The following is a 17,630-nucleotide window of genomic DNA, read 5'->3' as shown; positions in this document are numbered from 1 at the left end:
GGTGGCCGAAACACGCGACAAACGGCTCAGGTATAAACGAAAAGCGAGACGGGAGGTGTCGGATTCTAAAATCCGACACCTCCCGTCTCGCTTTTCGTCGTAAATCGCTTATTTCTTAACGAATACCACGTCGGCAAAATACCCCTTGAAATCGGTGAACCAGCCATTTACCATAAAGCCAGTCTGCTCCGCGAGTTGTTCAATCTGAGCGCGGGTAAATTTGCGCGAAATCTCCGTGTGAATGATTTCTCCGTTCGCAAACGGAACCGTCATATCGATGGCCTGGATTCTGACCGTTTGCGTTTTCTGGCTTACCAGATACGAACGAGCCTCCCCCGTTTCAGGATTATACGTTTCGTAATGATCAAAGGCATCCAGATCAAAATCAGCGTCGAGTTCGCGGTTGATTCGGCGGAGCAGGTTTAGGTTAAAAGCCTTCGTCAGGTCATCCCGGTCGTTATAAGCCGCGTGAATCAAAGCCGGGTTCTTTTGTAAGTCGAAACCTGTCAGCACAATGTCGCCGGGTTGAAGTTTATCATTTAGCTGACTATAGAAATCGATGGCTTCGTCGGGAGCGAAATTGCCGATGTTCGATCCTAGGAATAAGACGATCCGCCGGGCGTCCGACTCCGCAGAAAGCTGTTGCAGCGAGTTGAAATAATCATCGTGCTGCGGTTTGAGTTGCAAATCGGGCCACTGCTGGCGTACGTCGGACACCAAACCCTCGAGTGCATCGGCTGAAATATCGACCGGCGCATACGCAAACTCAGCGCCTTTCTCCCTGAAGAAACCTAACAAAACCTTTGTTTTCAGCCCATCACCTGCGCCCAGTTCGACCAGATCAAACGGGCGTTGTTCGGCGGCAAACAAGTGCAAAAGCTCTGACTTGTACGTTTCCAGAATTTCGTATTCCGAACGGGTCAGGTAATAGTCTGGAGAATGCATGATCTCCTGAAAGATCCGGCTTCCTTCCGCGTCGTAGAAAAAACGGGATGACAGTCGCTTGGGCATCTTTACGAGCCCGGTTCGTACCTCCTCGACTAAGGCTGAATCAACGTCACTTTCAATTACTTCGCTAAGCGTATTCCCGTGAACTGCCATCGTTTGTCAGGTTGAAAAAAATTGCGGTAAGTTGGTCGCGAATGGCCTTCGGGAGTAGCTACCGAAGCACCACGGAGGACGATTTGCCCACTCATAAATTTACCATTGTATTCGCCTACGGCTCCTTCGGCGGTTATGAAGCCCGGATACGGCAAATAAGCCGAATTCGTCCACTCCCAGCGCGTGCCCCAGTTGAGTTGATCAGCAGCGGCTTCCCACTCAAATTCAGTTGGCAAACGCTGTCCCCGCCAGCGGGCATACGCGTCGGCTTCGTACTGACTTACGTGACAGACCGGTTCATCCAGAGCGATGGGGACCAGCCCTTCGAACGTGTAGTTCCACCACTCGCCGTCAATGTTATGCCAGTACAGCGGAGCCTGGATGTGATTCGCCTTGACCCACGCCCATCCGTCGGACAGCCAATGTCTAAAGTTTTGATAGCCCCCCGCTTCGATAAAAGCTAGGTATTCGGCGTTGGTGGTCAGGCTACTTGCCAGGGTAGTTTCGTTTAGATATACCTTGTGACGACTTATCTCATTGTCGAAATAAAAGGAGTCAATTGCCTGATTGGTATGAGGGTGCCCAATGGCGTAAATTCCTTCGGAAATGGTTATGCCCTTGCTCTCCCCCGTAGCTCCTCTCCCATTCTGAGCAGAAAGTGCCGAAGTACCGATGTGCTTTTTCTCCGCTGCTTTAGACGGCGGGGGATAGTTTATCGGCATTTCGATGCTCGGTAACAGCGGATTATGCCCCAAACTATACTTGATGTCCGTAATGAGCAGTTCCTGGTGCTGCTGCTCGTGGTTCAGACCAAGCTGAATAATCGCATATAAGTCGGGCGATAAATCGTCGGTATCCAGAAAGCGGCTCATGTGTTCGTCCACATAAGCGCGGTAGGTATATACGCCGGTTACAGTCGGACGGCTCAGGTTGCCCCGATCAGTGCGCAGAACGCGTTTGCCAACCGTTTCATAATAGCTATTGAAGACGTAGCTGAAATCTTCGTGAAAAATGCGGTAGCCCGGCGCATTGGGCTGTAAGACAAAGGTTTCCCAAAACCAGGTTGTATGGCCCAGATGCCACTTCGGCGGGCTGACATCTGCGATGGGTTGCACCACGTAGTCTTCCGTTTCCAGCCCCCGGCAAATAGCCTCCGAGTGCGCTCGGACACGAAGGTATTGCTCCGTGAGCGTTTGTTCAGCAATCATGTAAAGGTAGTGATTCGTTGTTTGTGCGGTAATAGCGTCAAAAGCCTATAGACAACTCTAGGTTATAACCACAAATCACAATCCTTGTTTAATAACCAATCATCTGTTCGTCCTGATAACACCAGACCCACCGTTCGCCCGGTTCGGCAGAGGACACAACGGGGTGTCCACTCCGATGGAAGTGCTTGGTAGCGTGCTTGTTAGGCGAGGAGTCGCAGCAGTGCGTTTGACCGCAGGTCTGACACGTACGCAAATGCACCCACGAACTTCCGGTTTTGATACACTCTTCACATACGTACGCCTGGGCACTACGAATTTCGGTCAGCGCCGAAATATGCTCGCAAATTGATTGATTAGTCATTGGATTCGAAGAAAGAGCTTATGTATTTGTTAACAGAGGGCGAAAATCGCTAGTACTGAAGCCGGATTGTTGAAGCAGGTCGATACGCCGTATCTCCAAGATATATTGACCTACTTCAACAATCCAACTTCAATAGGTCCAACATCCATCGACTTAGCCTCAGCTTTTTTTAGTTTTCAGCCAGGTATTTGTGCACAAAACTTACGGCCATTGCGCCTTCACCAACCGCCGATGCAACCCGGTTCATGGCACCCGCCCGCACATCGCCAGCCGCAAAAATTCCCGGACTGCACGTTTCAAGCAGATAAGGTTCCCGGTCATGCTTCCAGATTCCTTTGAAGTCAGCGTATTTGGCCAGATCCCGCCCGGTAGCAATAAACCCTTTCTCGTCTTTGATGATGTTCATTTCGATCCAGTCGGTAAGGGGTTTGGTGCCGATGAAGACGAATAGGCCAGCCGCGTTTACGGTCTGGCGTTCTTTGGAATCCATGTTCTCCAGGACCAGACACTCCAATCGCTCGTTCCCCAACGCTTCGACCACTTCGGTGCAGCCCAGTACCTTGATATTTGGCGTTTTGTCAATCTGATCGATCAGGTACTGCGACATTGTTTCGCTCAAATCCGGGCGACGCACGCAGATAAACACTTCCGAAGCCGTCCGCGACAGGTACATCGCGCCCTGTCCGGCTGAGTTTCCGCCACCAACGATGTAGACCGGCTGCCCCTTAAAAGCGTAGGCTTCGGTAGTTGCCGCACCGTAGTATACGCCCGCTCCGGTAAACTTGTCCAGACTCTCGTTTTCCAGCTTATGATAGGCAACACCCGTGCTAAGGACAATAGCCTTCGCAATGATCTCGCTGTCATCCGACATCTTGATGTGCTTGTACTGCCCCTGCGACGTGATGGCAACCACTTCCTGCGGAGCCAGAAACTCAACCCCAAAACGTTGTGCCTGCGAGATAGCCCGTCGGGTTAGATCGGCCCCGCTCAACCCATTGGGAAAGCCTAAATAATTTTCAATCCGTGAGCTGGTTCCCGCCTGACCGCCGGGAGCCCGTTTATCGACCAGAATGGTTCGTAGCCCTTCCGAGCCACCGTAAACAGCAGCCGCTAGTCCAGCCGGACCCGCGCCAATAATTGCCAGATCGTACAGACTTTGGGATGCTTTCGGCTGTAATCCGAGTTTTTCGCCTAAATCGCCAATCGTTGGATGTTTCAGCACGGAGGCATCTTCGAGCACAACAGCTGGTAAGTCCTTTCGGTCGATGCCGTGCAAATCAAGCAGCTCCTGCGCCTGCGGGTCAATGTCAATATCAAGCCACTGGTACGGGAAAAGATTACCCGCCAGAAAATCTTTTAACTCGTGCGACCGGGGCGAAAATTGGTAGCCAACCAGTTTGAGTCCCTGAAAAGCGGGTCGATAATCGGAAAGCCAGTCCCCCAGCAAATCGTCGAGAACGGGGTACAATTTTTCTTCGGGCGGGTCCCACGGTTTGGCGATGTAATAATCCAGTTGAACCTCGTTGATAGCTCGCACAGCCGCGTCGATGTCGGAATAAGCCGTCAGCAACGCTCGTTTCGCATTGGGGAACACCTTGCGGGCCTGCATCAGAAACTCAACGCCGGTCATATCGGGCATCCGCTGATCGGATAGAAACAACGCCACTTCTTCGCCTTTCTTTTTCAGTTCTGTCAACGAATCAAGCGCTTCACGAGCAGACTCTGTACAGAGAATACGGTATTGTTTTCGGTACTTCTGACGCAAATCATACTGAATCGCTTTCAGTACCTGTGGATCATCATCAATGGAAATAATAATAGGAAGGCGCATGAGTTAGTTGGTTGAGGTAGGCGCTGTCAAACGAAATTTGGTTTAGTCAACGGGTATGCAAACGCTGAATTCGGTATGGCCCGGCTCAGAATGAACCTTGATCGAACCGTTGTGATGCTTCACAATGCCACACACAATGTCGAGGCCAAGCCCCGTGCCTTTACCGATTCCTTTCGTCGTAAAAAAAGGTTCGAATATTTTATCCTGAATGTCAGCCGGAATGCCTGACCCGTTGTCGATCACTTTGGTCAATACGAATTCTAATCCGTTAGCCTGTCGATCGGGCTCGCTGGTGATTTCTAACGTACCGCCATCAGGTAGCGCGTCAATTGCGTTGTCGATCAGGTTGGTCCATATTTGATTCAACTCACCTGGCCATCCGCAAATAGCAGGCAAATCGTCCGGAATGTTCAGTGTTACAGCAATGTGCTTATTACGAATCTTATGGTCGAGCAACGTCAACGTACTCCGAATACCGTTTGCCAGTTCAACTTGTTCCTTGCCCGCGCCCCGATCCATGTGGGTGTACTCTTTGATTGAATTGATCAGCGTAGCGATTCGTTTTGATGCGTCGCTAATCTCTTTAACCAGTTTTTCGGTCACCAGGTTATTGACCAGCCAGTTAACGATTCCGGCCAGATTCGCATCACCGACGCGTTCCAGAATCCAGTCCAGATCATCGACCGTAAAGCCAAATTCAACCAGCGGCCCGGCCAGGTCCATGCTGTCGTCAACGCCGTTGTCGTCAAGCCAGTCCGTCAGTTCGTCTTCGCGACTGCTTCGTTCGAGCAGGCTTAAGCTCGGCAGTTCCTGATCTACCCGCTTGAAAAAAGCCTCGCCCACCGTATCGACCTGCTCGTCGTTCAGATTTAAATTCATCACGGTCTTAAAGGCTTCCGGTGTAGCGCGCAGGTGCGTCTTGAGCGTATCCCCCGAACGAACAACCGCCGATACCGGGTTATTTAGTTCATGTGCCAGGCCCGCCGACAACCGCCCCAACGAAGCCATTTTCTCGTTCTGCTGGGTCAGTTTTGTAAAATCCCGGACCCGTGTAGTCATCTCATGAACAAAAACCTCGGTCAGCTCGTACTGGTTCTGGGCCAGCTCGCGCAAATGATCGCGGTGCAAGCGCACCAGTTGCGAAGGCTTATCGGTGATGATCCGGTTGGGAATCGTTTTCATCCGCGAATACGGCAGCACGCCCAAAATAGCGTGTTTGTCGTAAATCACCAGTTCGTCACTTGAGCCATTAGCCCCGGTATCAACGCGAATCTGACCGTCGAGCAGCAGGATAAGGTAATCGACGGGTTCGCCGGGCTGCACCAGAACGTGCTCGGCAGGAAACGCCACCTCCTCGGCTCGGTCAATAAACCACTGTAACTGATCGTCGGGAACAGACGCAAAAGCAGGAAACTGGCGAAGTGTATCTAACAGTGCCATGAGCAAAAAAGTCGTTGATAAACAAAGGTGACACTAATTCTGGTATTGATTGGTTACGAACAAGCCACGGGGCTTACCTTTGAACCACTTGGCAGGCATTGATTCCTCAAAATAAACGTTTTTTTCGACATACGGCTTTTCCGGTTTTATCCCTTCTTATGCGCTCTGTTCTGCTTCTGCTTTGCCTGATGGCGTTTGCTTTCCGGCCCGACAAACCGGCTTACCGCTTGTACAACGCTGGCTTGAAATCACAATCCTACACCAAACTGGTACGGGAAGCTGCTGACGCTGACGTGGTCCTGTTTGGTGAACTGCATAACAACCCCATCTGTCACTGGCTTGAGCTTCAACTAACGAAAGATTTGCAATCGGCCAAAAAAGGCGCATTGGTGCTGGGCGCGGAAATGTTCGAAGCCGATAACCAAACGGCGCTCACCGATTACGTACAGGGCCGTACTACCGATAAAGAACTGGCGACCCAGGCGCGGCTCTGGCAAAACTTCAATACGGATTATAAACCCATTGCCACGTTCGCCCGCGAGCAGAAAATTCCGTTTATCGCTACCAACGTCCCCCGAAAATACGCCAGCCTGGTAGCCCGTAAAGGATTGGCTGCGCTGGACACGCTATCGGCAGAAGCTAAGAGCCAGATGGCTCCTTTGCCCCTGACGGTTGACCTGAACTTACCAGGTTACAAAGCCATGCTTGATATGATGGCCGATCACGGCGGAGGAACTCAGGCAAATCCGCACACGAGCAAAAGCGACAAGCCAGCCGAAAGTCCAGCGGCCAATTTTGCCCGCGCGCAGGCGATCAAAGACGCGACGATGGCCCATTTCATTCTACAGAACCTCAAATCGGGGCAGACATTCCTGCATTTTAACGGTGACTATCATTCCAAGAATTTTGACGGTATTGTCTGGTATCTGCGTCAGCAACGACCCAATCTTAAAATCGTGACGCTATCATCTGTCGAAGTGCCTGACCCTGATAAGCCTGCGGTAGAAAGTCCGGATCTCGCTAACTTCATTATTGCTATTCCGTCGGATATGACGAAGACCTACTAACTGGTTCGGTCAGAGAATTTTTGCAACCGGCGACACAAGCCTTTAACGGCCAGCCAAACTACTGTACTCAGCCACCAGCGCCCAGCAGTGCGCTTCACATTGCCAACGCATCTGCATCAGCGGTCGGTTGGCAAATCGGCGGAGCCAGGGCTGTTCGTAGGCGGTCAGCAAACCGGCAATAAAGAAATTGAAACCTTCGAAGTCACGCTCAATCCCGCGGGTGTCGATCTCAGGAACCACCTCGCCCAGGCGTATGAGCGAGGTAGCCAGCACGATTTGCTCGATGCGGTTGTGGGTTCGGCTCAACGCTCGTTCTGCATCAGCAATCAACCGCGAACGTATCGGTTCCAGCTCTACGATGGAGAAACCTGCCATAAGCCTTGCCAGGTGGTAAATGATCAGCGACGTACGGGCGTAATGCGGGGCGCATTGAAAAGGCTCAGCGACATAGCGCCCGGATTCAACGATGGACCGCAGATACGTTAGCGAATCCGTGTCGTGCTGGTTAGGCGCTAGGTCGAAATGATAAAGGCAATACAGCATGTTGCTCAACGCGCAGGCGTCGAAGTCGATACCCATGTTTTTACCGAACCACGTTGAATACGCGCGAAGGTGTCGGTAATCGGTATAGGTATTCCGGATTTGGTGCCGCTGGCTTCCGTTGGCGTGCTGGCTTAGTTTCGCTTTCAGCCAGATTAGTTTGTCGGGCGAAGGCACGGTTGTCTGGGTCAGGTACACCATTGCCGTGTCGTCAATATCGTCGGGAATACGAAAATGCTCGAAGTGGCGAAAGATATAGCCGTTCGGAAAATGACGGGAAGGGCGCGTTGGCCAGAAATTATACGTATCCAGGCCGTCTTTGTTTTGAAATAGCGGATAAGCCCGCTGCGCTTTCTCCGCTATTTGATCAATCACCCGTTGGGTCGCCGACGAAACCACCGAACGCAACGACTGTAGCGTAAACACAGTAATGGCGGTAAAGAAAACGTTGGTATCTGGCCGCCGGTAAAAAATCGTTGCGTTACTACGGAAAGCCGGAAATAAACCCGTCGCATCCTGCAAGTGGGCAAGTTTTTGTACGCTATACTCCGTAGTTAACACTGTCATACTGGGTGTAAATGTTCCTGCTGATCTTTTTCAGCTATCGCAAAAAAGGATGGTACCATTGCGTCAAAATGATAAAAAGGTAACTGTTAATCCATTCTTTTTTTCGAAATTAAGGTTGAATATTTGCGCCCGCAATCGCTAGAATGCATGTCCAACTTCGTTTTATTTGATGATCCGGTCATACGACCAGCGCTTCTTCCGTTCACCTTTACCCGGCCCGTAGCTGACATGCGGGTTGGTATTCTGACTATTGCCGAAAAGTGGGCCAGACGGTTGGATACGACGCCCTCCTTTTTGACCCAGCCGTATCTTGCTCACAAATATCCGCAACAGACGACAACCGACAATCTGTACGTCAACGGAGCCTTGTGCCCAACCGACGCACTGATTGATCGGCTAAAAACGTTATCGACCGGCGAAAGCCTGCTGGCCCCCAATGGTCTGTTGCTGGCAATTCGTACGGACCTTGCGGTAGACGACGCGGCTCTGCTAACTGAACTGCCGCAGCATACCGAAACGTTCGATGCACCTATCCCAACGATTCGTCACCTCTGGAGTTTGATTGCCGCAAACGGCGACCAGATTATTTCGGATTTCAGCCTTATAACAGCTAGTCGTCAGTCGCAGCCGATCACCGATCCATTTACACGTTGCTACGCTCCCGAAAACGTCTTTATCGAAGAAGGCGCAAAAATACGGGCGGCAATCCTGAATGCTGAAGATGGACCCATTTACATTGGCAAAAATGTTCACATCAGTGAAGGCAGCGTATTGATTGGCCCCTGTTCCTTCGGCGAAGGCACAATGGTCCACTACAACAGTAAAATGCGAAAAAATACCAGCGCGGGCCCTTACTGTAAGATTGGTGGCGAAATCGGTAACTCAATCCTGTATGCCAACAGCGGCAAGGGCCACGAAGGCTATTTGGGTGATTCGGTGGTAGGCGAATGGTGTAATCTGGGTGCTAGTAGCAACACGTCGAATCTTAAAAACGATTACTCGACCGTTAAGCTCTACAGCTACGCGCACAAAGGTCTGGTCGATACGGGCCGAATGTTTTGTGGTCTGTTCATGGGGGATTTTACCAAAGCCGGCATCGGTACGATGTTCAATACCGGAACCGTTGTGGGTGTTAACGTCAATCTGTTCGGTAGCGGCCTCCCACCTAAGCACATTCCTTCGTTCTCGTGGGGTGGTGCCATTGATGGGTTTATGACGTACCGGCTCGAAAAAGCCATTCAGGTCGCAACGGAAGCATTTAAACGGCGCAATCGTGCGTTTGATGAGCAGGAAGAAAGTATCTTGCGCGAAATTTTTAACATAGAACGGATGGGTCCGTCCAATAGTCCATTCACCCTATTCGATCCATTATAGCTTACCCCTACGACTGACAAAGCGCTCCTTACCGACGACTCTGTTCGGTCAATAGATTATGCAATTCTCTGAAATTATAGGCCACACCGAAACGAAAGAGCTGCTTTTGCGGGCTGTTCAGACGAACCACCTTGCCCACGCGCTCCTGTTCGACGGTCCAACGGGTAGCGCGAACCTCGCGCTGGCGCTGGCGCTGGCTCAATACGTCAACTGCGAGGACAAGCAGCATGCTGGCGAATTTGCTCTGGATTCCTGCGGTCGGTGCGCGTCGTGCATTAAAATGCAGAAACTCGTTCACCCCGATCTGCACATGGTTTTTCCGGTTGCCAATCTCGCCAAAGGAAAAACATCCGAAGCGTACCTGACCAGCTGGCGCAAGTTTGTCCTCGATCAGCCATACCGTACGCTATCTGAATGGCTGGAAACAACGGGGGCCGACAATAAACAAGGCAATATCTCGGCGGAAGAAGCCCGTAATATTCTGCAAAAGCTGTCGCTGAAGTCCTACGAGGGAGCTTACAAAATCATGCTGATCTGGCTACCGGAGCTGATGAACGTAACCTCGGCTAACGCGCTGCTGAAAGTACTGGAAGAACCCCCCGCCCAGACGTTGTTTCTACTGGTCACCAACCAGCCCGATAAACTGCTGATCACCATTTTGTCGCGGACGCAGCGCGTGGCGGTACGGGCGTTTACGGATGAGGAAGTTGCTACCTACCTCCGGCAGCACCTTAACCTGGACGAAACCACGGCGCGTCGAACGGCTTATCTGGCCGACGGCAATCTGGCTATGGCGCTTGGCCTAAGTCGCAGCGAATCCGATCAATCGACCACGACAGACCGACACACCTGGTTTGCCGACTGGATGCGCACCTGTTACCGTCAGGATTTAATAACCCTGGTCAAACAAGCGGACCAATTCGACGGTTTCAGTAAAGAGAAACAAAAAGGGCTGCTGGAATACAGCATTCGAATCTACCGCGATTTATTTTTGTGGCAGCAGGGCGCTGGCGCGTTGCTCCGATTGCCCGACGACGAAATGGCATTCGTCAAGAATTTCTCTAAAATACTGACGATTAATCACATCGAACGGATTGTCCAAGATTTGAATGAAGCGGCTTATCATCTCGAACGAAACGCCCGCGCTAAAATGATTATGCTCGACATGTCACTTACTTTTAGCCGGCTGATCCGATGATAGCCTACAAGCCAGCCGTTATGACCTCATCATTCGCCACCAGTACACACGCCTAACGGTCTAACAAAGATGAAAGCTGGAGTAACCAGGCCCAAGCAGGTTATTGGCATGACTGATCTTGTCGATTTTCCGGATTTGGGACTTTTCGATGTACAGGCCAAAGTTGATACAGGCGCTTACACATCGTCATTGCACTGCAAAGACGTTTGCTTGGTCAAATCGGGCAACAAAGTACAATTGAGTTTTGAATTGATTGATAAAACCGGAGACGAAACGATCCGGTACTTCAGCGATGAATTCAGCCAGCGCATGATTCGAAACTCGTTCGGCGTGGCCGAAAAGCGCTATGTCATAAAAACCCGTATCACGCTGTTCGGGCGTTCCATCCGCGCGGAGTTTACCCTTGCCGACCGCGAACAACTTAAAAACCCGATTCTCCTGGGCCGCAAACTGCTCCGAAATCGATTCGTCGTTGACGTTTCGGTAAAAAACCTGTCTTACGAAGCCAAAGCCAAGCCACGCCAGAAAGCGACGAAAAAGGTCAGCGATCTTCAGGAGTAGTAACGCCAATCCGAACAAATCGCTCAACAGCCAATCATTCTGTTCAAAACACTACATCAATGCGTATTGCCATTTTATCGGCTAATCCGAATCTATATTCTACTCAACGACTGCTTGAGGCCGTTCATCAGCGCGGTCACGAAGGCGTTGTGGTCAATCACCTGAACTGTCAGGTTATGATTGAAGGCGGCAAACCGTCCGTTCTCTACGAAGGCCGCGAGCTGGACCCGTTCGACGCTATTGTACCACGCATTGGGGCTTCGGTCACGGATTACGGCTGTGCGATTGTCCGTCAGTTTGAGATGATGAAAGTGTTTACCACCGCTAAGTCTCAAGCCATCACCCGGTCCCGAAATAAACTGCGGAGCCTACAGGTTCTTTCCAAAGCAGGCGTTGGTCTTCCTAAAACGGTTTTTGCCAATCACCCCAAGAACGGCAATGTTACCCAACTCATTGAATTGGTGGGCGGTCCACCCGTTGTGATCAAACTGTTGGAAGGCACGCAGGGGATCGGCGTGGTACTGGCCGAAACCGCTAAAGCCGCTAAATCGACCATCGAAGCTTTTTACGGGCTGAAAAAACATGTGCTGGTGCAGGAGTTCGTTGCCGAAGCCAAAGGCTCTGATCTGCGGGCTTTTGTCGTCGGGGGCCGGGTCATCGGTGCCATGAAGCGGCAGGGACTGGAAGGTGAGTTTCGCTCGAACATTCACCGGGGCGGCAATGCGTTTTCGGTAGACCTTACGCCCGACGAAGAGCAGACCGCTATTGAAGCCGCCCGTGCGCTTGGCCTGAAAGTAGCGGGTGTCGATATGCTTCCCTCCGAGCGGGGGCCGCTGGTGCTGGAAGTCAACTCGTCGCCGGGACTGGAGGGCATCGAAACGGCTACTGGTATCAACGTGGCCGACCAGATCATTGCTTATATCGAAGATAAAATTCGGGCCGACGAAGGCGATATGGTCGGTGTATAGCGTACGGATGCCGTAACTTAGCCGTTACAATTGACCATCGCTTATGCCTGCTATTGACCCAGACCTCAAGAAAGCCATTGTTCGGATGCCGAGCAACGAGAAAGACAAGCTACTGCTTCGGCTCATTGCCAAAGACGCTGTATTGACCGAAAAACTCCAGTTTGAACTAGTCGAACATAGTACAACGCTCGACGAACGGCGGGAGCTCATTCGTGAGTTCATTCGCCGGACGGCGCAATTGAATCAGGATTCGGCGGGCTGGCTGATGATGGACATGCGGACAATTATTGGTTATATCAGCCGTCACTTGAAGGTTACCAAGGATAAATACGGCGAGGTAGACCTGATGCTGTACATGCTCAATACGCTTTACGAGCATAATGCTCATCTGCTTCAGAAATACAATTCCCGTACGGATAAGGCTGCCGACTACATCGCAAAGCGCACGGATCAACTCCTGAAGAAAGTAGCAAAGCTTGACCCGGACTATCACATCGAGTTCGCCGACGAAATTAACAAGCTGCTTAGCTGGGTGAATTATGCCGCCCCGGCGCACTACGCCCGGCAGCTGGGCTTACCGAAGGAGTGGGAGATATAAGCCAGTGATTTTGATAACGAGCAGACATTCAGTGGGTACGGCAATCGACCAAAACTTCGATTGCTTTCGGCGGGTTATACCCTAACTAACCTATTCTACTGACATGGCTGAAACTGTTCTTATCACGGGTGGTACCGGCACCATTGGTCGCCGGCTGACCCAACTGCTTCGTCAACAAGGCTATCAGATTTCCTTACTGAGCCGCGACCATAAATCGATTGAGGGCGTAACCGTCTATCAATGGAATATTGCGAAAGGACACATCGATCCCAAAGCGATTCAGACCGCTGATTACATCATTCACCTGGCGGGAGCGGGCGTTGCCGACGAACGCTGGACCGATGCCCGCAAAGATGAAATTTTAAACAGCCGCACGCAGTCTACCGAGCTACTGGCTCAGGCGCTGGCTAAGAATACGCATAAGGTTAAAGCCTTTATCGGCGCGTCGGCGATAGGATTCTACGGTGGCGACACCAACGACCGGCCTCTTACCGAAACGAGTCAGGGTGGTTCCGATTTTTTAGCACAGGTAGTTCGAGCCTGGGAACGCTCCGAAGATTCAGTTGCGGTACTCGGGATCCGGACTGTCAAGCTTCGAATCGGCGTTGTGTTATCGGCGGAGGGAGGTGCTTTGCCAAAATTAGCGCAGCCCGTCCGACTTGGTGCGGGTGCTCCTATTGGTTCGGGACAGCAGTATATTTCGTGGATTCACCTCGACGATCTTTGCCGGATGTTTATCCAGGCGCTTACCGATGAGTCGTGGCAGGGCGTTTACAATGCCGTGGCCCCTACGCCGGTTACCAATGAAAGCCTGACAAGGGCCATCGCCAGCGTGCTGCACCGGCCTATGATTCTACCCAACATTCCGGGTTTCGCTATCAAACTAATGTTTGGCGAAATGGCGGTCACGGTCATCGGCGGTAATTACGTACTGAACAAGCGCATCGCCGACGAAACAACATTCCGCTATCAGTACGCCGATCTGACGAATGCCCTAAGTAACTTACTCAGCTAGCGCGGATTGCACGGGAGAGCCCGATCCTATCCGCAGAGTCGAAGCATAAAGATTTTTACTACTACGGCTCTACGGACGGGATCGGATTCTTCCGTGCGATCTGCGTTATTTTTTAACTCCATTCGCGGTCAGCCGAATCGCGGGTATTCCACGCATCGGTCGGTGCAAACCAGTTCGTTCCTTTTTTGAGGTACTTTTTGGCAACTTCCTCATTCAGTTCGACACCGAGTCCGGGTCTGTCAGGAACCCTCACGAAGCCTTTTTCCACGATCGGCTTGATGCCCGTTACAAGATCTTCCCAACCGGGTACGTCTACACCGTGATGTTCGAGCGCCACAAAGTTTTCCGTAGCGGCTGCGCAGTGTACGTTGGCCATCATCGAAATGGGCGAACCAGCGAAGTGCATGGCCATTGGAATGCCTTTTTCCTCAGCGTAATCGCCAATTTTCTTTGTTTCCAGCAGCCCACCCGACGAGGCTAAATCCGGATGAATCATGTCGATCGCTTTGGCGTCGATGAGCTTGATAAAGCCTTCTTTGAGGTAGATATCCTCGCCGGTCAACGTTGGCGTATCGATGGCATCGGAGATCTGCTTCCACTGATCGGTGTACATCCAGGGGACAAGGTCTTCCAGCCAGGCCAGCCGGAACGGTTCCATTGCTTTACCAATCTGAATGGCGGTGTTCACGTCGAAATGGCCGAAGTGGTCGGCAGCCAGCGGCATGTCGTACCCAACAATTTCGCGGACTTTACCGACGTGATCAACCAGGGCATCCAGTCCTTTTTTCGTAACCTGAATACGGGTGAAGGGGTGTTTTGTATTGGCGTAATTGCCCAGTTTACCCATTTCTTTATCATCCCACTGCCGCTTTACACTCCAGTTGTTGGCATTGACCAGCATACCGGGTTTATCGGCCAGCATCCCGATGCCGAAATCCATTTTCAGGAATGTATACCCCTGATCCCGGCGTTTCTGCATGTTTTTGGCGAACCCATCGTAGGTATCGGCTTCGGGCGTATCAGCGTAGAGCCGGATAAAATCACGGTATTTGCCACCCAGCAGTTGGTAAGCAGGTACGTTATAGGCTTTACCGGCCAGATCCCACAGGGCCATTTCAACGCCACAGACGCCACCAGCCGCCCGGCTCTGTCCGCCAAACTGCTTGATTTGCTTGAAGATCTGCTCAACGTTACACGGATTTTTCCCCAAGATTCGACTTTTGAGGGTGAGCGCATAATTGGCACTGGCGCCGTCGCGCACTTCTCCCCAGCCAACCAATCCCTGGTTGGTATCGATACGGATAATCGGACTGCTAAAGGGAACACCTACCAGCGTAGCCACCCGCATGTCTGTGATCTTTAGCTCCGATGGTTTGGAATCGCGGCTTACTTTCTGGGTAATGAACTCCATTTCCTGCTCCGCCGAGCGTGGACCTTTGTTATCAAACATCAAGCCCAGCGATAGTCCGCTTAGGCTAGCATTGCGCAAAAAGTCACGGCGGTCCGATGATTTGTCGGATAAGGACAATCGGGACAATATGTTTTTCATGATAGAGGGTTTTGGTTTACGGCTAATCATTCATAAAATGAGATAATGCCAGTATTTTACTTATTCATTTGCCTTTTTAACTATGATTATCTTAGGTATCTGACAGACAAATGAAAGGCTTAGCAAGCCAGACGATTCGTTTGCCGCACGAGCCAGCTGCACTGATTAAGAAATCTCGCAAAAACATACACACTCAATACATCCTTACTCTGTTAACCCGAACCAAACCAATGATAAAGAGAACAGTAGCGATTCTGACCGCCCTCACCTTATCAGGCAGCTTTCTAGCCCATGCTCAACGGTTGGGCTCCTCCCCCGAATACGTCACGGCATTAACGGCAAACTGGAAAGGCGAACGACTACCCGATGGTCGCCCCAAAGTACCGGATCTGGTTCTCGAGCGTCTTCAGAACTGTACGTTGGAACAGGTATGGGGCTATCTGGGCAAAAAAGGGTACCGAAATCAGGTCGAAAAAGACTGGATCATTCTCAAGCCAGGCGAAACCATGACCGGACGCGTCGTAACGGCTCAGTTTATGCCAACACGCCCCGACCTCGACAGTCTGGTAAGAGCGCAGGGTAAAGCCGAAGGGCGTTCACAGAAAGGGGGCATCAACATCTGGCCGATTGATGTACTGACCAAAGGTGATGTGTACGTGGCCGACGGGTACGGTAAGGTGAAAGATGGCACCCTGATTGGGTCAAGCCTGGGCAACGCGATTTACGGAAAAACGGGTAAAGGCGTCATCTTCTACGGGTCGATCAGAGACATGCAGGAACTGAAAGACACGAAGGGCTTTAACGCCTGGATCAAAGGTCACGATCCATCGTACATCAAAGATATGACCCCTACCTCCATCAACGCGCCGATCCGCATCGGCGAGGTCACGGTGCTGCCGGGCGATGTCGTATTTGCAAATGAGTACGGAACTGTGTTTATTCCGGCTCATCTTGTCGAAGAACTGGTGTCGGCTTCCGAAATGACCGCCCTGCGCGACGAGTTTGAGCGGGTGCTTCTTCAACAAAGCAAGTACCCATCCGGCGAAATTCACGGCGACTGGTCGGAGAAGATCAAAGGTGAGTTTAGAACCTGGGTAGGCAAATACCCAAAGAAATTAGCCATCACCCAAAAAGATATAGAAGCCTATCTCGCCAAAGAAGGCCATTAATTTACCCGCTTGACCAATGAACTTTAAAATTGCAGCGCTAGTACCCTTCATCGCGGTTTCTTGCCTTTCTCATTCGTTGTCTGCCCAGACTATTCCCAAAGACGAACTTGTCTTTCTAACGTCGGAATGGAAAGGTGAACGGTTTCCCGATGGCCGTCCGAAAATTTCCGATGATCTGGTGGAACGGGCAAAGCACATCGGCATTGATGACGCCTGGACGGTGCTAAAAAATGAAGGCTACACCAACCAGTTTGAAGGCGGCTGGAAACTGATCAAGGAAGACGTACCCGTTACCGGACGGGCCGTAACGGCGATGTTTATGCCCAGCCGACCCGATGTCGAAAAAAACATTAAAGAGCGCGGTACCACCAAACAGGGCCGAAAGGGAAACACTAACGCCTGGCCGATTGAAGTGTTAACGAAAGGCGATGTGTACGTAGCCGACGCGTTTGGTAAGATCGGCGGAGGAACCCTCATGGGTGCCACCTTGGGCAACGCTATTTTCAGCAAAACGGGCAACGGCGTTGTGTTCAACGGGGCCGCGCGCGACCTTCAGGAATTGCAGAATCTCAAAGGTTTCAACGCCTTTGTCCGCGATTTTCACCCATCCTTCCTAGAAGAAATGGTACTCATGGGCTTGAACGCACCGATTCGGATGGGTAACGCAATGGTTTTGCCGGGCGATCTGGTCATCGCTCAGCGCGAAGGCGTTTTATTCGTTCCTGCGCACATGGCCGAACAGGTCGTTAGCACCGCCGAATTTGTGACTCGTAAAGATCAGTTTGGCTTCGAAATGGTCAAATCGGGTCGCTACACCACGGGACAGATCGACAGTCAGTGGCCCGACGACATCAAGACGGAATTTCTGAAATGGCTCGGCAAGCATCCCGAATTAGGCACTATGACCAAGGCGGAACTAGACAAAGTGATGAGCAAACGAACCTGGTAAGTTTGGAGTAACTAACCCCAGCCTGTTTGCTTACCAGAAGTCTTCTATTTTTCTGCCGCACTCGGCTGTAAACTGTACAGTACGTTAAGCCTTATTAATCTTCCTTCTACGGGGGTTAATAAGGCTTTTTTTGT

The 17,630-nt window shown here is 51.4% G+C and carries 16 protein-coding genes; 9 read left to right on the top strand and 7 right to left on the bottom strand.

Annotated features, from left to right (window positions below; all coding sequences use genetic code 11):
* Window positions 1–108: 108 nt before the first annotated feature.
* The 5 genes from egtD to LQ777_RS02835 all read right to left on the bottom strand — a co-directional run bounded on the left by egtD (window position 109) and on the right by LQ777_RS02835 (window position 5,941).
* Window positions 109–1,101, bottom strand: a complete 993-nt coding sequence (egtD, locus tag LQ777_RS02855) for an L-histidine N(alpha)-methyltransferase (RefSeq protein WP_232561011.1) — start codon at window positions 1,099–1,101, stop codon at window positions 109–111.
* Complete coding sequence (gene egtB, locus LQ777_RS02850) at window positions 1,068–2,309, bottom strand: ergothioneine biosynthesis protein EgtB (RefSeq protein WP_232561010.1); 1,242 nt, start codon at window positions 2,307–2,309, stop codon at window positions 1,068–1,070. The genes egtD and egtB overlap by 34 nt, the downstream gene beginning before the upstream one ends.
* Before the next feature lie 88 nt (window positions 2,310–2,397).
* Window positions 2,398–2,670 carry a UBP-type zinc finger domain-containing protein gene (locus LQ777_RS02845; RefSeq protein WP_232561009.1) on the bottom strand — a complete coding sequence of 91 codons (273 nt, stop codon included), beginning with the start codon at window positions 2,668–2,670 and terminating at the stop codon, window positions 2,398–2,400.
* A gap of 169 nt (window positions 2,671–2,839) precedes the next feature.
* Window positions 2,840–4,501 carry an NAD(P)/FAD-dependent oxidoreductase gene (locus LQ777_RS02840; protein ID WP_232561008.1) on the bottom strand — a complete coding sequence of 554 codons (1,662 nt, stop codon included), beginning with the start codon at window positions 4,499–4,501 and terminating at the stop codon, window positions 2,840–2,842.
* Window positions 4,502–4,543: 42 nt separating this feature from the next.
* A complete protein-coding gene (locus LQ777_RS02835) occupies window positions 4,544–5,941 on the bottom strand; it encodes an ATP-binding protein (protein ID WP_232561007.1) in 1,398 nt (465 codons plus the stop codon).
* A 158-nt stretch (window positions 5,942–6,099) separates the two neighbouring features.
* Here LQ777_RS02835 and LQ777_RS02830 point away from each other — a divergent pair, with 158 nt between their 5' ends.
* Window positions 6,100–7,008: a ChaN family lipoprotein gene (locus tag LQ777_RS02830; protein WP_232561006.1), complete on the top strand. Its 909-nt coding sequence runs from the start codon at window positions 6,100–6,102 to the stop codon at window positions 7,006–7,008.
* Window positions 7,009–7,050: 42 nt separating this feature from the next.
* On the opposite strand, the gene LQ777_RS02825 is transcribed toward LQ777_RS02830, so the two are convergent.
* Window positions 7,051–8,115 (bottom strand): hypothetical protein, encoded by a 1,065-nt coding sequence (locus LQ777_RS02825; RefSeq protein WP_232561005.1) that lies wholly within the window; start codon window positions 8,113–8,115, stop codon window positions 7,051–7,053.
* Between the two features lie 147 nt (window positions 8,116–8,262).
* On the opposite strand from LQ777_RS02825, the gene LQ777_RS02820 reads away from it, so the two are divergent.
* The 6 genes from LQ777_RS02820 to LQ777_RS02795 all read left to right on the top strand — a co-directional run bounded on the left by LQ777_RS02820 (window position 8,263) and on the right by LQ777_RS02795 (window position 13,829).
* Window positions 8,263–9,489, top strand: coding sequence for a GlmU family protein (locus tag LQ777_RS02820; protein ID WP_232561004.1), 1,227 nt, complete (start codon window positions 8,263–8,265; stop codon window positions 9,487–9,489).
* A 58-nt stretch (window positions 9,490–9,547) separates the two neighbouring features.
* Window positions 9,548–10,687: a DNA polymerase III subunit gene (locus tag LQ777_RS02815; protein ID WP_232561003.1), complete on the top strand. Its 1,140-nt coding sequence runs from the start codon at window positions 9,548–9,550 to the stop codon at window positions 10,685–10,687.
* Between the two features lie 69 nt (window positions 10,688–10,756).
* Complete coding sequence (locus LQ777_RS02810; RefSeq protein ID WP_232561002.1) at window positions 10,757–11,248, top strand: ATP-dependent zinc protease family protein; 492 nt, start codon at window positions 10,757–10,759, stop codon at window positions 11,246–11,248.
* Window positions 11,249–11,307: 59 nt separating this feature from the next.
* A complete protein-coding gene (gene rimK / locus LQ777_RS02805; RefSeq protein WP_232561001.1) occupies window positions 11,308–12,216 on the top strand; it encodes a 30S ribosomal protein S6--L-glutamate ligase in 909 nt (302 codons plus the stop codon).
* A gap of 43 nt (window positions 12,217–12,259) precedes the next feature.
* The gene (locus LQ777_RS02800) at window positions 12,260–12,814 is read left to right on the top strand and encodes a hypothetical protein (RefSeq protein WP_232561000.1); all 555 of its coding nucleotides are present in this window, start codon (window positions 12,260–12,262) and stop codon (window positions 12,812–12,814) included.
* 103 nt (window positions 12,815–12,917) lie between these two features.
* A complete protein-coding gene (locus LQ777_RS02795; protein ID WP_232560999.1) occupies window positions 12,918–13,829 on the top strand; it encodes a TIGR01777 family oxidoreductase in 912 nt (303 codons plus the stop codon).
* Between the two features lie 112 nt (window positions 13,830–13,941).
* Here LQ777_RS02795 and LQ777_RS02790 read toward each other — a convergent pair whose 3' ends face one another.
* Window positions 13,942–15,378: a mandelate racemase/muconate lactonizing enzyme family protein gene (locus LQ777_RS02790; protein WP_232560998.1), complete on the bottom strand. Its 1,437-nt coding sequence runs from the start codon at window positions 15,376–15,378 to the stop codon at window positions 13,942–13,944.
* A gap of 230 nt (window positions 15,379–15,608) precedes the next feature.
* On the opposite strand from LQ777_RS02790, the gene LQ777_RS02785 reads away from it, so the two are divergent.
* Entirely contained in the window at window positions 15,609–16,547 is a 939-nt protein-coding gene (locus tag LQ777_RS02785) for an RraA family protein (protein WP_232560997.1), read from the top strand.
* Window positions 16,548–16,563: 16 nt separating this feature from the next.
* Window positions 16,564–17,496, top strand: coding sequence for an RraA family protein (locus LQ777_RS02780; protein WP_232560996.1), 933 nt, complete (start codon window positions 16,564–16,566; stop codon window positions 17,494–17,496).
* Window positions 17,497–17,630 lie beyond the last annotated feature (134 nt).

This window comes from Spirosoma oryzicola (assembly GCF_021233055.1).
Taxonomy (GTDB): domain Bacteria; phylum Bacteroidota; class Bacteroidia; order Cytophagales; family Spirosomataceae; genus Spirosoma; species Spirosoma oryzicola.
Note: the sequence above shows the minus strand (reverse complement) of the source record. Positions and strands in the feature narration are given on the sequence as shown.